We start from the raw sequence: 17,349 nt of genomic DNA on the forward strand, positions 1-17,349 counted from the left end.
ACAGGGGTCCCCTGCTACCACACAAGCGGAAGAACGCAGCGAAGCCCGGGAACGGTCAGCGGGCCAGGAACTCGTGGGCGCCGCGCAGGCGGACGGGGAGCAGGCGGGCCGCCCGGGAACTGTCGAGCAGCACCGTCAACGGGCGACCCCGCCCGGTGTTGCCGCTGGTGGTGGTCTTCATCCCGATCGGGTCCAACCCGTACCGCCGGGCGACCAACAGCCCCAGCTCGGCCCGGCTGAGCGCGTCCGCCCCAGCCACGTTCAGCGGACCGGCATGGTCTGTGGCGACCAGGGTGAGTACGGCGTCGGCCAGATCACCGACGTGCACCGGGCAGCGGACTTCGTCGGTGAAGAGGGTCGCCCGGCCGGCCAGGGCGTCCAGGCAGAGCCGGACCTGCTTGCTGTGCCGATCACCCAGGATCAACGAGGTACGCACCAGCGCGGCGGCCGGGTGGACGGACCGGACGGTCACTTCGGCCGCTGCCTTCGCCGCCCCGTACGGGAACGTTGGGCTGGGCGGCTCGTCGTCGGCGTACGGTTCGGCGCGCCCGCCGTGTACGGCGTCACTGGAGACGTGCACCAGTCGGGCGCCCGCCTCGGCGGCGGCGAGCGCGACGTGGGCCGCCCCGTCCGCGGTGACCGCCCAGTCGTCGAACCGGTAGCTGGTGCCGACGACCGCGTCCGGGCGTACCGCCGTGACCAGCGCGCGGACCGCGGCGCGGTCGCGGACGTCCAGCCGGCGCGACTCGACGCCGGCCAGCGTCGGCTCGCGGGTGTGGTAGGTGCCGATCACCCGCTCCCCCGCCGCGACCGCCCGCCGGCACAGTTCACCGCCGAGGTGCCCGCTCGCCCCCACCACCAGCAGCGTCATCCGTCCGTCTCCCGTCGACTGCGTGCAGCCACGGACCGGAGGACCATCCGGCGCCGTGGCCGACCTGACCTGTCCCGGCACGAGGGCTGGGCGGCCGTAGCGGCGTGGAGCTGCCGGCCGGCTGCACGCCGCCGCAGACCGTCCGGCCGGGGTCGGCGGCTGAGCAGTGTGGCGGCGCTGCGCTCCACGAGCCGTTCCCGGCCGGTCGGGGCGGTCGGGACGACCAACGCCGCCGCGCCGAGGTAGCCGGGGCCGGGGCGCAGGTCCCAGAGCCGGGCCCGCAGGTCGGGCCGCCCGGGGTAGCCGAGCAGCCGGAGCGGCCCGGGTGGCGGGCTGATCCGGACGTCCCGAACGCGTACCCGCAGCCCGTCCCCGGTCGCCTTGACCACCGCCTCGCGCCGGCACCAGAGCGCCAGCTCGGCCGCGGCGCGGTCGGGGTCGCGGCGTTCCACGTCCACCCCGATCTCGCCCTGGTCGCTGACCGCGACCACCACCCGCCGGCCGGAGTGGGAGACGGCGACCGAAAGCCGGTGCCCGGGCAACCGGGGTCGGCCGTGCGGCTCCGGGCAGCTCGGGCAGGACCGGACCACCCGGAGCCGGTCGGCCGGCACGCCGCACCGATCGGCGACCGCGAGACGCAGCAGCACCGCGCCGAGGGTGGACTGCCGGCGGCGCCCGGGGTGCCGGATGGCGGCGAGCCGCCCCCGTTCGGTGTCGTCCAGCACCCCGAGCTGCCAGCGTCGGAACATGCCCAGGTCGGCCCACCAGACGGTGCCCACCGCGCCGGGGTGGTGGGCCCGCCGGTGGATCAGAACGCCTCCTCGGGGACGTCCATCAGGTCGAGCTGCGCCGCCTGGACGATCTTGCGGTCAGCGGTGAGCCGGGGCAGCACCTCCCGGGCGAAGAACCGGGCCACCGCTACCTTGCCGGTGTAGAAGGCCTGGTCGGCGGCGGAGAGGTCGGCCCGGCCCAGGGCCCGCGCGGCGACCTCGGCCTGGGTGAGCAGCAGCCAGCCGACCAGCAGGTCACCGAAGGCGAGCAGCAACCGCCGGCTGTGCAGCCCGATCAGGTAGAGCTGGCGAGGCTCCCCGCCCTGCGCGGCGCCCACCCACTCGAACATCGCACCGAGGCAGCCCTGCACGTCGGTCACCGCCCGGCCCAGGGCGGCGCGCTGCTCGGCGAGCGGGTCGTCGTCCGCGCCGGCGCCGACGAACTCGCCGATCTCGCCGGCCAGCGCCATCAGCGCCACTCCCTGGTCCTTGGCGATCTTGCGGAAGACCAGGTCGAGGCTCTGGATCGCGGTGGTCCCCTCGTAGAGGGTGTCGATCTTGGCGTCCCGGACGTACTGCTCCAGCGGGTAGTCGGTGAGGTATCCGGAGCCGCCGAAGGTCTGCAACGACTCGTGCCCGAGCAGCTCGTACGCCCGCTCCGAGCCGACCCCCTTGACCAGCGGCAGGAGCAGGTCGTTGACCCGGGCGGCCAGGTCGGCGTCCGGCCCGTGGACCATCCGGTCCTGCCACCGTCCGGTGTAGACGAGCAGGGCGCGCAGCCCCTCGGCGTACGCCTTCTGCAGCATCAGCGACCGGCGCACGTCCGGGTGGGCGATGATCCGGACCCGGGGGGCGGTCTTCTCGGCCATCCGGGTCAGGTCCGCGCCCTGCACCCGCTCGCGCGCGTACGCCAGGGCGTTGCGGTAGCCGGTGGAGAGGGTGGCGATGGCCTTCGTGCCGACCATCATCCGGGCGTACTCGATGATCCGGAACATCTGCCGGATGCCGTCGTGCCGGTCCCCCACCAGCCAGCCGACCGCCGGCACACCGTGCTGGCCGAAGGTGAGCTCGCAGGTGTTGGAGACCTTCAGTCCCATCTTCTGCTCGACGTTGGTAGCGAAGACGCCGTTGCGCTCGCCCAGCTCACCGGTTCCCGGGTCGAAGTGGAACTTGGGCACCACGAACAGGGAGAGCCCCTTGGTGCCCGGCCCGCCGGCGCCCTCGACCCCGACAGGTCGGGCCAGCACGTAGTGGACGATGTTCTCGGTGAGGTCGTGCTCGCCCGAGGTGATGAAGCGCTTGACCCCCTCGAGATGCCACGAGCCGTCCGGCTGCGGCACCGCCGTGGTCCGCCCCGCGCCGACGTCCGAGCCGGCGTCCGCCTCGGTCAGCGCCATGGTGGATCCCCACTCCCGGTCCACGAAGATCCGGGCCCACCGCTGCTGCTCCGCCGTCCCCTCGTGCCAGAGCACGTTGGCCAGCGGCGGGCCGGAGGCGTAGATCCAGATCGCCGGGTTGGCGCCCATCATCAGCTCGCCGATCGCCCGCCAGAGCATCCGGGGCGCGGGCGTGCCGCCCAGTTCCGGGGCCAGGTCACCGAGGCGCCAGAACCCGGCGTCCAGGAACGCCCGGTACGCCTTGGCGAACGCCGGGGGTAGCGGGGCGGTGTGCGTCGCCGGGTCGAACACCGGCGGCTGGCGGTCGCCCTCGGTGAACACGTCCGCCAGTTCCTCCCGGGCGGAGCGGTCCACCTCGGCGAGGATCTGCCGGATGGTGTCGGCGTCCAGGTCGGGGTAGCCGTCGGCACCGAGGAACTCCTCGACGCCGAAGACCTCGAAAAGGTTGAACTCCAGGTCCCGCAGGTCGCTGCGGTAGTGGCCCATCTGCGCGTACTCCTGTCTTCGGGAAGGCGGCGGGCCGGACCGGGTGTTCGCCCGGTCCGGCCCGCCGTGTCGTACTGGTCGGCGGCTCAGCCGCCGTGGATCGCCGCCAGGTCGACCTTGGCGCGGGTGCTGGGCAGCGCGAGGGTGACCAGCACGGCGGCGGCGGTGAGGATGGTCGCCGTCAGGAAGGCCGCGTGCAGGCCGTCCAGCAGCGCCGAGGGCGCTGCCGCGCCCTCGCCGATCCGCCCGGAGAGCCGCTCGTTGGCGACCGTGACCAGGACCGCCAGGCCGACCGCGCCACCGACCTGCTGGGCGGTGTTCATCAGGCCGGAGGCGATGCCGCTCTCCTCCTTGGCCACGCCGCTGACCGCCGCGACCACCAGGGGCACCAGGGCCAGGCCGAAGCCGGCGCCGGAGAGGATCAGGGTGGGGAGCAGTTCGCTGACGTACGACCCGTCGACGGTGCTGCGCAGCAGCAGCACCTGGCCGAGCCCGACCAGCACCAGGCCGGACAGGATCAGGTTGCGGGTGCCCAGCTTCGGGGTGAGCTGCATGGCCGCGCCGGCGAAGACCGCCATGGTGAGGCCGAGCGGTGCCCAGGAGAGGCCGGCCCGGATCGGCGACCACTGGTTGATCACCTGCATGTAGAGGCTGAGGAAGAAGAAGGTGCCGTAGAGCGCGGAGGCGGCCAGCACGGTGAGGATGTTGGCCACCGCGATCTGCCGGTTGGCCAGGATGCCCAGGCGCAGCAGCGGCTCCGGGGCGCGCTTCTCCCACCAGATGAACAGCCCGATCAGCACGACCGAGCCGACCAGACCGCCGATGGTGATCGGGTCGCTCCACTCCCGGTGGGCGGTGTTCAGCACGGTGTAGACGAACAGCAGCAGACCACCGGTGATGGTGGCCGCGCCGAAGCCGTCCAGTCGGCGCGGGCCGACGGCGGCCTCCAGGTCGCCGCTGCGGCGCAGACCGGCCAGGGTGAGCGCGAGCAGCAGCGCCCCGACCGGGACGTTGATGAAGAACACCCAGCGCCAGCCGATGGTGTCGGTGATCAGACCGCCGAGGAGCACTCCGGTGGTGCCGGCGATGCCGGAGAGGCCACCCCAGACGCCGAGCGCCTTGCCCCGTTGCTCGGCGTTGGTGAAGGCACTGACCAGGATGCTCAGCGCGGCCGGGCTGAGCAGCGCCGCGCCGAAGCCCTGCACGCCGCGGGCGATGATCAGCGCGGTGTCGGTCTGGGCCAGCCCGCCGCCCAGCGACGCGCCGACGAAGACGACCAGACCGATGAGGAACATCCGCTGCCGGCCGAACAGGTCCGCGCCCCGGCCGCCGAGCAGCAGGAAACCGCCGAAGAGCAGCATGTACGCGTCGACCACCCAGGCCAGGGAGGACGTGGAGAAGTTCAGGTCGGTGCGGATCGACGGCAGGGCCAGGTTGACCACCGTCTCGTCGAAGATGACGAGCAGTTGGGCGCCGCAGGTGATGGCGAGCAGGAGCGCGACCCGCCCACGGCTCAACATCTGGTCCCCTTCGGGCACGGCGGCTTGCACCATCACGACTCCTCAGCAGTGCTCAGTGGATTGCAGGGGTTCTCCGCCCGGGGCCCGGACGGTCGGGGGACGGGCACCGGCCGGCGGCGGGTCGGTGCGTCGGAGCGGGCCCGCCGCGACCGCCGGAACGGCTCGTGGGTACGGGGGGCGGCCCGGAGGGGCCAGTCAGTCTCCGAAGGCACGCTGCTGGCGACGGCGCAGCGACCCGGCCATCAGCTTGGCCACCGGACGGGCCGGCACCCCAGCCCGCTCGGCCGGCTCGGCGACCGAGTCCAGCCAGGGCGGCATGAACGCCAGCGTCCACTTCGGCGCGGTCTTGACCATGTTGCGCTCGAACCGGCTCCACGCGGACGCGTCCAGCGCCGGGGCCAGCCGGTCGGTCAGCTCGCGCTCCTCGTCGGCGCAGTGCGCGGCGAGCGAGTCGCGCAGCCGCTGCACCGCCGCGCCGAAGCCGGCCCAGGCGGTAGCCCCGTCGAGGGCGGTCAGTCGCCCCGTGACGTCCTTGAGGTGGCCGAGCAGTTCGGCGTGCTCCTCGGTCATCAGGGTCAGCACGTCCTCACCGGCGCCACGCTCGCGCAGCATCGGCCAGAGGAACTCGTCCTCTCCCTCGTGATGGTGCTCGATGATCTGGAGGATCCGGTCGGCGTAGTCGGTCAGGGCCGTCGCCTGCGCCGGGTCGGGTGAGTCGGCCAGGGCCGTGGCGGTGGTCGCGATCCGGCCCAGGTCACGCAGCATCGCCCGGTGCGCGAGCCGCATCGTGAGGTGGCCGGCGGGAAGCCCGACGGCTGGCTGACTGGACATGTTCTTCTCCTTGCTGCGACCGGCGCTGAACGCACGCCGACCGTATCAGCTATTCACCGATGCTGGCGGTCCCATCCCCTATGTCCGACTCGGCGTTGTCGCCAGTGGACTGGATCAGCGGATCGGCGGCGAAGACTGGCCTTTGTAACAGCACATATTCAATCGGACGGATCAGACGTACTTGTGCCGGTCCAGAGTGGATCACACGCGCCGCTAGGTGATAGTCAATGCCATCCACTTTCGATAAAGTGCGGTACTTGTTTACTGCGCGAGCCGTGGACGGGGGCCGCCGGATGACAGCGCGTGCACCACACCGTTACCCAAAACGTACAGGTGGTTGTTCCGGGCGGCAATGCGTCCCGCCCGTCGACCCCATTCCGCCCCACGGTCCCACCCGGTCGACCCGCCATTCACGGGCGGCCGGGAACGGGCCGCGCCCCCGGCCGTCCGGCCGACGGGGCGGGAACGCGCCGCGATCGCACCGCTCATACATACAGACCAAGAGGTAGGTACATGGACGGCAGAGAACACCGCTGGTTCATCCTGACCGCGTCCGTGGCGCCGCTGATCGGCGTCCTGGTGGCGATGGTCCTGCTCTGGAACAGGCTGTTCGGCTGGTCGGATCTCGTGGCCCTGGTGGTCATGTACACGATCTGCGCGTTCGGCATCTCCACCGGCTATCACCGGCTGCTGACGCACCGGGCGTTCCGGACCACCCGTCCGATCTACCTCGCCCTGGCCACGGCCGGGGCGATGGCCGGACAGGGCCCGCCGATCATCTGGGCCGCACACCACCGGCGGCACCACCGGGTCGCCGACCGCGAGGGCGACCCGCACAGCCCGCACCTGGGCTTCGAGCCCGGCGTCAAGGGCATCCTCCGGGGCCTGTGGCACGCGCACCTCGGCTGGCTGTTCGACGTCGGCCTGAAGTCGGAGCCGATGCGGTACTGCCCGGACCTGGTCCGGGACAAGGCGCTGCGCTGGATCAGCGAGAAGTTCGTGCTGGTCGTAACCGCCGGCATCGTGCTGCCCGGCCTGATCGGGCTCGCCCTCACCGGCACCCTCACCGGCGCGCTGACCGGTGCCCTCTGGGGTGGTCTGGTCCGGCTGTTCCTGGTCAACCACATGACCTACGCGGTCAACTCGGTCGGGCACTACTTCGGCCGTCGCCGGTTCGGCACCCTGGACCACTCCCGCAACGTGGCCTGGCTGGCCATCCCCTCCTTCGGTGAGGCCTGGCACAACAACCACCACGCCTTCCCCCGCTCGGCCCGGCACGGCATGAAGTGGTGGGAGGTGGACATCAGCGCCATCTTCATCTGGTCGCTGGAGAAGGTCGGCCTGGCCACCCACGTGATCCGGATCGACCCGGAGCGGCTGGCCATGCGCGAGGGTGGGGTGAGCCTGGTCGGCAACGTCAAGGCGGACAGCGCCCCGGCCACCACCGCCGACGAGCTGCTGACCGCACCGGCGGCCCCGCCGCTGTCCGAGCGCCGACGCGCGTCCGAGCTGGTCTCGGTCACCGACGTCGAATGAGGACACCGACCGTCGTACCGGCCCGGAAGGAGACGCCGTGCAGCTGTGGGAGCGACTGACCGGAGCCGGGGGCCGGGGCCGGCTGCACGCCTGGGCCGGCAACGGATTCACCACGACGCCGTGGTCGGAGGTGGTCGCCGACGCCCGGGGCGCGGCGGCCACCCTCCGCCGCGCCGGGGTGCGCCCCGGCCGGCACGTAGCCGCCATCCTGGACAACTCCCCGGAGGCGGTCCGCGGCCTGCTCGGGGCCTGGATGGCCGGCGGGGCCGTCGCGTCGCTGCCGGTGCCCACCCGGGGCATGGACCGGCAGGAGTACGCCGGTCACCTGGAGACGCTGGTCGCCAACCTCGACGCGCCGGTGCTGCTGGCCGACGAGAAGCTGGCCCCGCTGCTGCCGGAGTCGCTGCACCGTCGACTGGCGGTGCGGTCCTGGCAGTCGCTGGCCGGTGACGGCCGGATCGACGAGACTCCGCCGGGCCTGGACGACCTGGCGTTCGTGCAGTACTCCTCGGGCAGCACCAGCGTGCCCAAGGGGTGTGCGCTGACCACCCGGGCCATCGGCCGCCAACTGGAGATGATCCTGGCCATGGCCGGCGGGGTGCCCGGCGAGGAGACAGTGGCCTCCTGGCTGCCGCTCTCCCACGACATGGGGATGTTCGGCTGCCTGCTCTACGCCTGGGCGCACGACTTCGGGCTGGTGCTGTCCACTCCGGAGCGGTTCATGATGTCGCCCCGGACCTGGTTCCGGGACATGGCCGAGTACGGCGCCACCATGACCGCCGGCACCAGCACCGCGCTGCACCTGGCCGCCCGGGGACAGGGCAGTGGCGCGCTGGCCGCCCCGCTGCGGCTGCGGGTCTGCGTGGTCGGGGCGGAGCGGGTGGAGTGGGAGGCGCTACGGCGCACGGTGGCCGCCTTCGGCCCGCAGGGGCTCCGGGAGGAGGCGCTGATGCCGGCGTACGGGCTGGCCGAGGCGACCCTGGCGGTGACCGCGTGCCCGCACGACGAGGCACCACGCTTCCTCGACGTCGACGGCAACCGGCTGGCCGACGGCGAGGTGGTGGCGTGCGCGGCGGACGATCCGGCGGCGACCCGGGTGGTCTCCACCGGCCGGCCGTGCGACGGGGTCGAGGTGGCGGTCGCCGAACCCGGCCGCCTCTCCGAGATCCGGATCGCCTCGCCCAGTCTCGCCAGCGGGTACTTCGCCGACCCGGAGCGCACCGCGGCCCGGTTCGTCGACGGCCGGCTGCGTACCGGTGACCTGGGTTTCCTGCACGACGGCGAGCTGTACGTGGTGGGCCGCTCGGACGACCTGCTCCAGGTCGGCGGCCGCAACGTCTACGCGCGGGAGATCGAGAGCACGATCGACGCCCTGGATCCGGTCCGCAAGGGCTGCGCGGTGATCGTCGACGTCGTCGAGGACGGCCGGAGCGAGTTGGTGCTGCTCGTGGAGTTGAAGAGCCGCAGCACCGACTACCCGGCCTTCGCCGACGAGGCGGCGGCGATCGCGATGACCAAGGCCGGGGTGCCGCTGGCGGAGTGCGTCTTCCTGGAGAAGGGCACGCTGCCGAAGACGCCCAGCGGCAAGATCCAGCGGTTCCGGTGCCGGACGCTGCTGGCGTCCGACGCGTTGCGTCCGCTGGCCCGGGTCGCCGTGCGCTGAGGCCGTCGACCGCGACACGACGAAGCCGGGGTGGGATTCGGAATCCCCACCCCGGCTTCGTCGTCGAGCCAGGTGGAGCCGCTAGGCGCCGGCCTGCCAGCGAATCCGGACGGCTACACGCCGGCCTGCCAGCGAATCCGGACGGCTACACGCCGGCCTGCCAGCGAATCCGGACGGCTACACGCCGGCCTGCCAGCGGATGGCGGCGGCGCCGGCCATGTCCCCGGCGTGCGCGAAGCCGGCAAGGACGAGCAGGTCGCCCTGGCGGACCTTCCCGTCCCGGACGGCGTCGGTCAGCGTGATCGGCACGGCCGCGCCGAACAGGTTGCCGTACTCGTCGAAGGTGTCCAGGTGCCGCTCCGGCTTGAGCTGGAGCGCCTCCCGCCAGTTGCGCAGGAACATCCGGTTCGGCTGGTTGGTGATCAGCACGTCGATGTCCGGGGTACGGGTGTCCAGCCGGTCGCAGAGCGCGGTGACCACCTTGGGAACGAGCTGGTTGCCCCGGCCGATGATCTTCGCGACCTTGGAGTCGGTGAAGCTGACGTCCATCTCGCTCTGCCCCGGCTGCCAGTACTTCCGGGCGTCGTCGAAGGCCAGCCCGACATCGGTGGCGTACTCGACGTACTGCTGGATCTCCACGTCGAGGATCGGGGACTCGTCCCCGATCCGTAGATAGCCGACCCCGCAGCCGTCGCCCGGCACGGGCGCGTGCGACTTGGTGCGGATGGTCGGCTGGGTGAAGACCTGGCCGGCGCTGTTCTGCACGTTGCACAGCAGCGCGGTCTTCGCCCCGCCGGACTGCATGATCTGCTTGGCGAGCTTCAGCATGTAGACGAAGGAGACGCAGCCGCCGTTGTGCACGTCGAGCACCCAGTCCGGGCGTTCGCCGAGTCGGTGGGCGACCTCCGCCCCGGCGCCGGTGAACGGCAGGTCGGGCAGGAGCACGTTGGTGATGAGCAGGTCCACCGGCCCGTCACCGCGCTCCTTCGCCCGGTCCAGCACCGGCCGGGCGGCCTTGACGATCAGGTCGGCCGCGCTCTCCTCCGGTCCCATGTGCCGGCGGTACTTCGGCGACTTGAACATCACGCTGTCGTCGAGCGCGGCGTCCGCACCACGGTAGAAGTCGGTGGCGACCCGGTTCTCCGGCAGCGCGCTGTTGACCTCGACCAGGCTGACCGGAACTGTCATACCGAGGCCCCCTCGCGCACCACGTGGCCGGTCACCGGGATGCCCCGGCTGTGCCGGTACTCGACGATGGCCTTGAGGTTGTCCAGCTCGGCCCGGTGGCCGGCGTAGAACAGCGGCCACATGTCGCCCACCCAGACCCGGTTCGGGTCCGCCACCAGGTGCTTGTTGGGGTTGTCGTCGTAGTACGGGTGGCGGCAGTTGGTCCAGACCAGCACCGAGCCGGGCTTGTTGAGCACCAGCTCGGCGGGGATGATCCGGTTGATGTAGATCATCCACAGTTCGTCGCCCTGGTCCCAGGCGCAGTGGTAGTCGACGGTCAGCGCCTCCCGGTTGGCGACCACCTTCGCGTAGATGCGGGTGTCGTCGGCCAGGGTGTCCCAGCCGAGGTGCAGCCCGTCGGTGGCGCCGGGAACCGGCTCGAAGTGCCGGGTGCTGTACGTCCACTCGTCGAGGTTGCGCAGGTCGACCAGGTAGTCGAAGAGGTCCTCCGGCGGGCAGTCGATGTAGTCCTGCACGGTGCAGAACTGCCCGTACACCGCGTCGTGGGGGTAGACCGCGTGGGTCATCTCCGCGGCCTTGGCCAGAGCCGCCTCCCGCGGGGTGGTCTCGCAGCGCAGCAGGTTCGGGATGTCAGCCAACGGCGACGACGGGCTGGTCATGGGGTGCTCCTTGGGTACTGACGGTGTCGAGATGGTTGAGGAACGGTACGAAGGGTGGAATCTCGCGCGGGCTCACGTCGACGCAGACCACGGCCGGTGACCGGGCGGCCCCGGACGCGGCCAGGGCGGCTCGGAGTTCGTCCGGCGTGCGGGCGTGGGTGACCGTCAGGGTCGGGAACATGCCCCGGATCCCGGCGGCCAGGTCGGTCGGCCGGAACTCGTTGAACGTGTACGCGTCGTCGTAGTAGAGCTGCTCGCGGGTGACGCACATGCCGTGCGCGTTGTTGTTGACGACCACGAAGGTCACCGGCAGGTCGTGCTCGACCGCGGTGTGGATCTCCATGCCGTGCATCAGGAACCCGCCGTCGCCGATCACCACGTAGCTGCGGTTGCCGGTGCCGAGGGCGGCCCCGATGCCCGCGCCGAGGCTGTGTCCCATGCCGCCCATGCCCAGCGCGACGACGAACCGGCCGTCGCGCGGCGTGGGCACCCAGTGGATGACGCCGGCGGCGGCGTTGCCCGCGTCCGCGACCACGGTGGCGCGGTCCGGCACGGCGGCGGCGATCGCCTCGACCGCGTCGCGCAGCCGCATGCCCTCCCCCTCGAACGGCGGCACGCTGAGGTGGCGCAGGTCTGGCTCGGCCGGGGGCGGCGGGGCCTCCCCGGCGGCGCGCAGCCGCGCGGTGACCGCCCGCAGCTCGGCCCGCAGGTCGCCGTCGACGTGCAGCGCGTCCGGGTCGGGGAAGGCCGGCTCGGCGCCGAAGCAGACCAGCTCGGTGCCGGCGAGCAGGGCGTCCAGCCCGCCCCGGGCCATCACCGGCAGCCGGGTGCCGACCAGCACGCAGAGCCGGGCCCGGCGCAGGGCGTCGGTGACGCTCGGGTGCCCGATCACCCCGGCGACGCCGACGAAGCGCGGGTCGTGGTTGGGGAAGACGTCCTTGCCGTCCGGTACCACGGCGACCCGGGCGTCCAGTGCGGCGACGAACTCGGCCAGTTCCGCGCGGGCGCCGCGCCGGGCCACCTCGTCCCCGGCGATGACCAGCACCGACTCGCCGGCCAGTTCGGTCAACCGGTCGGCGGCGCGCTCACGGGCCACCGAGGCGGCCACCGGCGCGTGCCGGACGGCCAGCAGTTCGTCGATCGGGGGCGGGTCGGTGAGGAGGGCCTGCTGCACGTCCTTCGGCAGCAGCAGCACCGCCGGTCCCCCGGGCAGCGTCCGGGTGGCGGTGAGCGCGTCGGCCAACGCCGGGGCGAGCTCCGCCGGGTCGTCGACCCGCGCGCAGTACCGGCTGATCGAGGAGAACAACCGGTACGCGTCGAAGGAGCCGGCCAGGCCGCTGGTGTCCTGGAAGGCCCCCCGGCCCTCGAGTGGACGCGGCGGCTGCCCCACTACCGCCAGCAGCGGCACCCGGGAGGCGTACGCCTCGGCCACCCCGGGGACCAGGTTCATCGCTCCCGCGCCGGAGGTGGAGACGGCCACCGCGAGCCGGCCGGTGGTCCGGCTGTAACCGTCGGCCATGGCGGCGGCCGAGAACTCGTGCTTCGCCACCACTGCGCGGACGGCTCCGGCGGAATGGTGCGCCGCGTCGTAAAGATCCTCAATGTTGGCGCCGCCGACGCCGAATATGTGCCGCACCCCGACTTGGTGCAACGAGCTGATCAGATAATCGACTGCCCGGTACGGTCTGTCCATTATAGATGGCCCCCGAAGCTTATGCCCCCAAGGGTGCCCATCATGCACGGGGGATCGTCCACACACAAGGTCGCGACAGAGGGTCGCCCGAATCTCTTCCACTGTGGCATGATCCGACGGTCCGGTCCAGAGGGACCGACGATACGCATTTTCGACGCAGCGATCAGTGACACCTCTCGCTGCCGAAAGCACAATCACCCCACGTGCCTGAGGAGTTACGCAGTGATTACCGTTGAACAGGTCTGCGAAATGGTGCAGAAGAAACTGCGTGGAAAGAGCGCCGACGAGGTCAACCTCGGCGCGCAGACGGCCTTCGACGACCTGGGGCTGTCCAGCCTCCAGGTGGCCGACATCGTCTACGGCATCGAGGACCAGCTCGGCATCGAGTTCGACCCGTCCCGCGCGGCGGACGTGAAGACCATCGGTGATCTGGTCGACCTGGCCAACACCACGGCACAGCTCCAGGCATAGGGCAGTGTCCGTCCACGCATCGCTGGCCGACGCCCCGACCACGGCGGCCGGAGCCGATCCCGGCTCCGGCCGCTACGACGGCGCGTCCATGGACGCCATCCAGCAGCACTACGACCTCTCCAACGACTTCTACGCGCTCTGGCTTGGTGGGTCGATGGCCTACAGCTGCGCGATGTGGTCGGACCCGGAGGACGACCTCGACTCCGCCCAGCTCCGCAAATTCGACTACCTCATCGAGGGGGCACGGGCGACCGGCGCACGCCGGGTGCTCGACGTCGGGTGCGGTTGGGGCGGGCTGATGGAGCGCCTGGCCGGCGCGCACCAGGTGAAGCAGGTCGTCGGACTGACGCTGAGCGACTCCCAGGCCGAGTGGGTCCGGGCACGCGCGTCGGACGGGATCGAGGTGCACGTCCAGAACTGGCTGGACCACACCCCGACCGAGCCGTACGACGCGATCATCTCGATCGGCGCGTTCGAGCACTTCGCCCGGGAGGGACTGTCCCGATCGGCGCGGGTCGCCGCGTACCGGGAGTTCTTCGCCCGGGCCCGGGGCTGGCTGCCCGCCGGTGGGCGGATCGCCATCCAGACCAACATCAAGGGCAACAACGCCCGGATGGACCGGCAGACCGTCCGGGACCTGCTCTTCATCATCGAGCGGATCTTTACCGAGTCCGAGATCCCCGACCTGGCCGAGGTCATCCAGGGCAGCGAGCGGATCTTCGACGTGGTGTCGGTCCGCAACGACCCGGATCACTACGCGCGGACCTGCGCGGAGTGGCTGGCCGGGCTCCAGCGCAACCGGGAGCGGGCGCTGGAACTGGTGGGCCCGGAGCAGGTCACCGACTACGAGCGGTACCTCTCCGCCACCGTCGGACACTTCGAACGCCGTCACCTCGGGCTGGCCCGACTGGTCCTCGAGGCGGTCTGACCGTCGTCGGCGCGACGGGTCAGCGATTGGAGTGCTGTGCCGAACTATCGACATGAGGTCTACTGGCAGACCACCGAGGCGGCCGAACCACAGGACGCCCTGACCGGCGACGTCGACTGCGACGTCGCCATCGTCGGTGCCGGGTTCACCGGCATGTGGACCGCGTACTCACTGAAGAAGGCCCGACCGGAGCTTTCCATCCACCTGCTCGACGCGGGGATCGCCGGGGGCGCGGCCTCCGGCACCGCCGACGGCTTCGTTACCCCCACCCTCGGCAAGGACCTGGACCAGCTCATCCGGGTCTACGGCGAGGAGGCGGCCGGCAAGGCGTCGGCGATCGTCGGTCGGTCCATCCTGGAGATCGGCCGGTTCTGCCGTCGGGAGAAGGTCGACGCCGAGTACGAGGCGAACGACTACCTGATGGTGGCGCTCAACGACGGGCAGCTCGCCCGGCTGGAGCACGACCGGAAGCTCGCCCTCCGACTGGGCAGCGACACCAAGATCATGGACGCGGCCGAGGCCCGCGCCTACGTCGACTCCCCCGAGATCAAGGGCGCGGTCCGGGTCGGCGGGGCGTTGGTCAACCCGTTCAAACTGGCTCGGGGCCTGGTCCGGACGCTGCGCGCGGCGGGCGTGACCATCCACGAGCGCACGCCCGTGCTCCGGGTCGACCCGGCGGCGGCGCCGGGCGGGCGGCACACCGTGGTGACCGACACCGGTCTGGTCCGCGCGCCGCAGGTGGTGCTGGCCACCAGCGCGTCGCAGTACACCTTCCCGGAGTTCCGGCGGACCGTGCTGCCGATGTGGAGCTACGTGCTGATCAGCGCGCCGCTCACCGACGAGCAGCTCGGCCGGGTGCACTGGCCCGGACGGGAGGGGCTGGTCGAGGCGAAGACCTTCCTCCACTGTGCCCGCTTCACCGCCGACAACCGGGTGATGTGGGCCGGCGGGCGGGCGTACTACTACCCGCGCAGCCCGTTCGACCGCGCGCACCACGAGAACGCGGCGATCTACCAGGAGCTGACCGAGTCGTTCGGCCGGTTCTTCCCGGCCTGGAAGGACGACGTGCGGTTCGAGTTCGCCTACGGCGGCGTCATCGACATCACCCGGGACATGATGCCGCACTTCGGGTCGCTGCGGCCCGGCCTGCACTACGGGTACGGCTACTGCGGCAACGGCATCGCCGCCACCCACACCGGCGGGCGGATCCTGCGTGACCTGATCCTCGGCGAGCAGACCGACTACTCGACGCTGGCCTTCGTCGACGCGCGCCGGCCGAACTTCCCGCCGGAGCCGATCAGCTTCGCCGGTTTCCAGGTGTTGTCCCGGGTGTACGAGTGGAAGGACCGCCGGGGATGAGCCGAGAGAAGGTCACCGTCCTCACCGGCGCCTCCGGTGTGGTCGGTCAGTCCATCGTCCGCGAGCTGGGCGGACGGCCGGTGGTGTGCCTGGTCAACTCCGGCACGGTGTCGGGGCCCGGGGTGGAGGTGCTGCGGGTCGACCTGGCCCGCCCCAAGCTCGGCCTCGACGACGACACCTACGCCGAGCTGGTCGCCCGGACCGGGGCGATCATCCACTCCGGCGGGCTGACCGACTGGGGTCAGCCGGCCGAGCGGTACCAGCGGATCAACGTCGACGGCACCCGCGAGGTGATCGAGCTGGCCCGTCGGGCCGACGCGGCGATCTACCACCAGAGCACCTCGTTCGTGCACGCGCTGGCCGACTCGGCCCCGCTGCCGCTGCGCGAGACCAACGTGGTCAACGCGTACGTCCGCTCGAAGCTCGCCGCCGAGGAACTGCTGCGGGCTTCCGGCGTGCCGTACGTGATCTTCCGGCCGACGAACCTGATCGGCGACGCGGCGACCGGGCTGACCTCGCGCGGCCAGATCGTGCAGCTCATGTCGGACTGGATCTGCCGGGGCCGGGCCAAGATCTTCCCGGCCCACCCGGGCAACCTGGTGGACATCGTCCCGCAGGACACCCTCTCCCTCGCCACGATCGCCGCGATGGACGCCGGCGACCACGGCCAGGAGTACTGGGTGACCTACGGCAAGGAGGCGATGACCGTCGACGAGTCCGTGGAGATCTGCGTGGAGCACGCCGCCCGTCGGGGCCGGCGGATCACCCCGCCCCGGGTGGTCCACCCCGACGAGCTGACCGCGGCGGAACTGGACGCCCTGGCGCCGATGTCCCGCCGGTACGTGGAGGTCCTCGCCGACGTCAGCGAGGTGACCGCGTGCGCGGGCGGGGCCCTCCCGTCCTCCCTGGACGAGCTGCGCAGCCGCTACGGCCTGCCGCACGTCTCCGACCGGGACGCCTACCGACGAAGCCTCGAGTACTGGAGCGAGCAGGGTGCCTGACGACATCGAGCAGACGACCGACGACGGTCGGTGGGAGCCGCCGGCCCTGGCCGGCTGTGTGGCAGTGGTGACCGGCGGTAGCCGGGGGGTCGGGCGCGGCGTCGCCCTGGCCCTCGGCGACGCCGGGGCCACGGTCTACGTCACCGGGCGCAGTACCCGCTCCGAGGGAAGCACCGAGGGGCTGCCCGGCACCGTCGACGACACCGCCGACGAGGTGACCAAGCGGGGCGGGCAGGGCATCGCGGTGCGCTGCGACCACCACGACGACGCGCAGGTCGCCGCGCTCTTCGAGCGGATCGCCAGCGAGCAGGACGGCCGGCTCGACCTGCTGGTCAACAACGCCTGGAGCGGCTACGAGCGGTCCGACGAGGCCCGCTTCGACGCCCCGTTCTGGCAGCAGCCGATGTGGCGGTACGACGCGTACGCGGCGTCGGTGCGGGCCCAGTTCACCGCCAGCCGGCACGCCGTGGAGCTGATGCGCCCCCGGGACACCGGCGTGATCGTCACGATCAGCTACACCGACGGGAACACCTACCTCGGCCAGGCGGCGTACGACATGTTCAAGGCCGCCTCCGACCGGCTGAGCCGGGCCATGGCCGGTGACCTGCGCAAGACCCAGATCACCTCGCTCGGCCTGCACCCGGGCTTCGTCCGCACCGAGCGGGTCGAGGCGGCCTGGTCGGCGCTGGGCAGCGGCCCGGCGGCGGTGGTCCACTCGGCCGAGTACGTGGGCCGGGCGATCGCCCACCTCCTCGCCGACCCGGCGGTCCGGGCGGACTCCGGGCAGGTGCTCGCCTGCGGTGACCTCGCCGAGCGGTACGGCTTCTCCGACGTCGACGGCCGTCGCCCACCGGCGTTCAAGCTGGAGGGCATGATGAGCCTGGCCACCCGGATGGAACGGCTCAACAAGGTCATCGCCGCCCAGAAGCGCGCGGCCGAAGGCTGACGGCCAACGGATCCGCAAGAGCCGGGGTGG

15 protein-coding genes are annotated in these 17,349 nt (G+C 71.8%); 7 read left to right on the forward strand and 8 right to left on the reverse strand.

Annotated features, from left to right (window positions below):
• Nucleotides 1-55 precede the first annotated feature (55 nt).
• From GA0074692_RS14510 to GA0074692_RS14530, 5 genes are all read right to left on the reverse strand, one after another.
• Nucleotides 56-871: an SDR family oxidoreductase gene (locus tag GA0074692_RS14510; RefSeq protein ID WP_091644836.1), complete on the reverse strand. Its 816-nt coding sequence runs from the start codon at nt 869-871 to the stop codon at nt 56-58.
• Nucleotides 868-1,650, reverse strand: a complete 783-nt coding sequence (locus GA0074692_RS14515) for a 4'-phosphopantetheinyl transferase family protein (protein ID WP_091644838.1) — start codon at nt 1,648-1,650, stop codon at nt 868-870. The genes GA0074692_RS14510 and GA0074692_RS14515 overlap by 4 nt, the downstream gene beginning before the upstream one ends.
• Nucleotides 1,651-1,679: 29 nt before the next feature.
• Nucleotides 1,680-3,524: an acyl-CoA dehydrogenase gene (locus GA0074692_RS14520; RefSeq protein WP_091644840.1), complete on the reverse strand. Its 1,845-nt coding sequence runs from the start codon at nt 3,522-3,524 to the stop codon at nt 1,680-1,682.
• Between the two features lie 86 nt (nt 3,525-3,610).
• On the reverse strand, nt 3,611-5,077 hold the full coding sequence (locus GA0074692_RS14525; RefSeq protein ID WP_091644842.1) for an MFS transporter: 1,467 nt from the start codon (nt 5,075-5,077) through the stop codon (nt 3,611-3,613).
• A 162-nt stretch (nt 5,078-5,239) separates the two neighbouring features.
• Nucleotides 5,240-5,875, reverse strand: a complete 636-nt coding sequence (locus GA0074692_RS14530) for a hemerythrin domain-containing protein (protein ID WP_245730308.1) — start codon at nt 5,873-5,875, stop codon at nt 5,240-5,242.
• Between the two features lie 513 nt (nt 5,876-6,388).
• On the opposite strand from GA0074692_RS14530, the gene GA0074692_RS14535 reads away from it, so the two are divergent.
• Together GA0074692_RS14535 and GA0074692_RS14540 are read left to right on the forward strand one after the other, a co-directional pair.
• Entirely contained in the window at nt 6,389-7,411 is a 1,023-nt protein-coding gene (locus GA0074692_RS14535; protein WP_091644844.1) for an acyl-CoA desaturase, read from the forward strand.
• A 37-nt stretch (nt 7,412-7,448) separates the two neighbouring features.
• Nucleotides 7,449-9,074 (forward strand): AMP-binding protein, encoded by a 1,626-nt coding sequence (locus GA0074692_RS14540; protein ID WP_091644847.1) that lies wholly within the window; start codon nt 7,449-7,451, stop codon nt 9,072-9,074.
• A gap of 177 nt (nt 9,075-9,251) precedes the next feature.
• On the opposite strand, the gene GA0074692_RS14545 is transcribed toward GA0074692_RS14540, so the two are convergent.
• The 3 genes from GA0074692_RS14545 to GA0074692_RS14555 are packed head-to-tail and all read right to left on the reverse strand — an operon-like array spanning nt 9,252 to nt 12,614.
• Nucleotides 9,252-10,262, reverse strand: a complete 1,011-nt coding sequence (locus tag GA0074692_RS14545; protein ID WP_091644850.1) for a 3-oxoacyl-ACP synthase III family protein — start codon at nt 10,260-10,262, stop codon at nt 9,252-9,254.
• Nucleotides 10,259-10,921, reverse strand: coding sequence for an SRPBCC family protein (locus GA0074692_RS14550; protein ID WP_091644853.1), 663 nt, complete (start codon nt 10,919-10,921; stop codon nt 10,259-10,261). Before GA0074692_RS14550 ends, GA0074692_RS14545 begins: the two co-directional genes overlap by 4 nt.
• Nucleotides 10,893-12,614 (reverse strand): thiamine pyrophosphate-binding protein, encoded by a 1,722-nt coding sequence (locus tag GA0074692_RS14555; protein ID WP_091644855.1) that lies wholly within the window; start codon nt 12,612-12,614, stop codon nt 10,893-10,895. The genes GA0074692_RS14550 and GA0074692_RS14555 overlap by 29 nt, the downstream gene beginning before the upstream one ends.
• 222 nt (nt 12,615-12,836) lie before the next feature.
• Here GA0074692_RS14555 and GA0074692_RS14560 point away from each other — a divergent pair, with 222 nt between their 5' ends.
• The 5 genes from GA0074692_RS14560 to GA0074692_RS14580 are packed head-to-tail and all read left to right on the forward strand — an operon-like array spanning nt 12,837 to nt 17,319.
• Complete coding sequence (locus GA0074692_RS14560) at nt 12,837-13,085, forward strand: acyl carrier protein (RefSeq protein WP_091644858.1); 249 nt, start codon at nt 12,837-12,839, stop codon at nt 13,083-13,085.
• Between the two features lie 4 nt (nt 13,086-13,089).
• The gene (locus tag GA0074692_RS14565) at nt 13,090-14,013 is read left to right on the forward strand and encodes an SAM-dependent methyltransferase (protein ID WP_245730309.1); all 924 of its coding nucleotides are present in this window, start codon (nt 13,090-13,092) and stop codon (nt 14,011-14,013) included.
• Between the two features lie 36 nt (nt 14,014-14,049).
• Nucleotides 14,050-15,372, forward strand: a complete 1,323-nt coding sequence (locus tag GA0074692_RS14570; protein ID WP_091644860.1) for an NAD(P)/FAD-dependent oxidoreductase — start codon at nt 14,050-14,052, stop codon at nt 15,370-15,372.
• Nucleotides 15,369-16,373 (forward strand): SDR family oxidoreductase, encoded by a 1,005-nt coding sequence (locus tag GA0074692_RS14575; protein WP_091644862.1) that lies wholly within the window; start codon nt 15,369-15,371, stop codon nt 16,371-16,373. Before GA0074692_RS14570 ends, GA0074692_RS14575 begins: the two co-directional genes overlap by 4 nt.
• The gene (locus tag GA0074692_RS14580) at nt 16,366-17,319 is read left to right on the forward strand and encodes an SDR family NAD(P)-dependent oxidoreductase (RefSeq protein WP_218106668.1); all 954 of its coding nucleotides are present in this window, start codon (nt 16,366-16,368) and stop codon (nt 17,317-17,319) included. Before GA0074692_RS14575 ends, GA0074692_RS14580 begins: the two co-directional genes overlap by 8 nt.
• The last annotated feature ends 30 nt before the right edge of the window (nt 17,320-17,349 follow it).

The sequence above is a fragment of the Micromonospora pallida genome, assembly GCF_900090325.1.
Lineage (GTDB): Bacteria > Actinomycetota > Actinomycetes > Mycobacteriales > Micromonosporaceae > Micromonospora > Micromonospora pallida.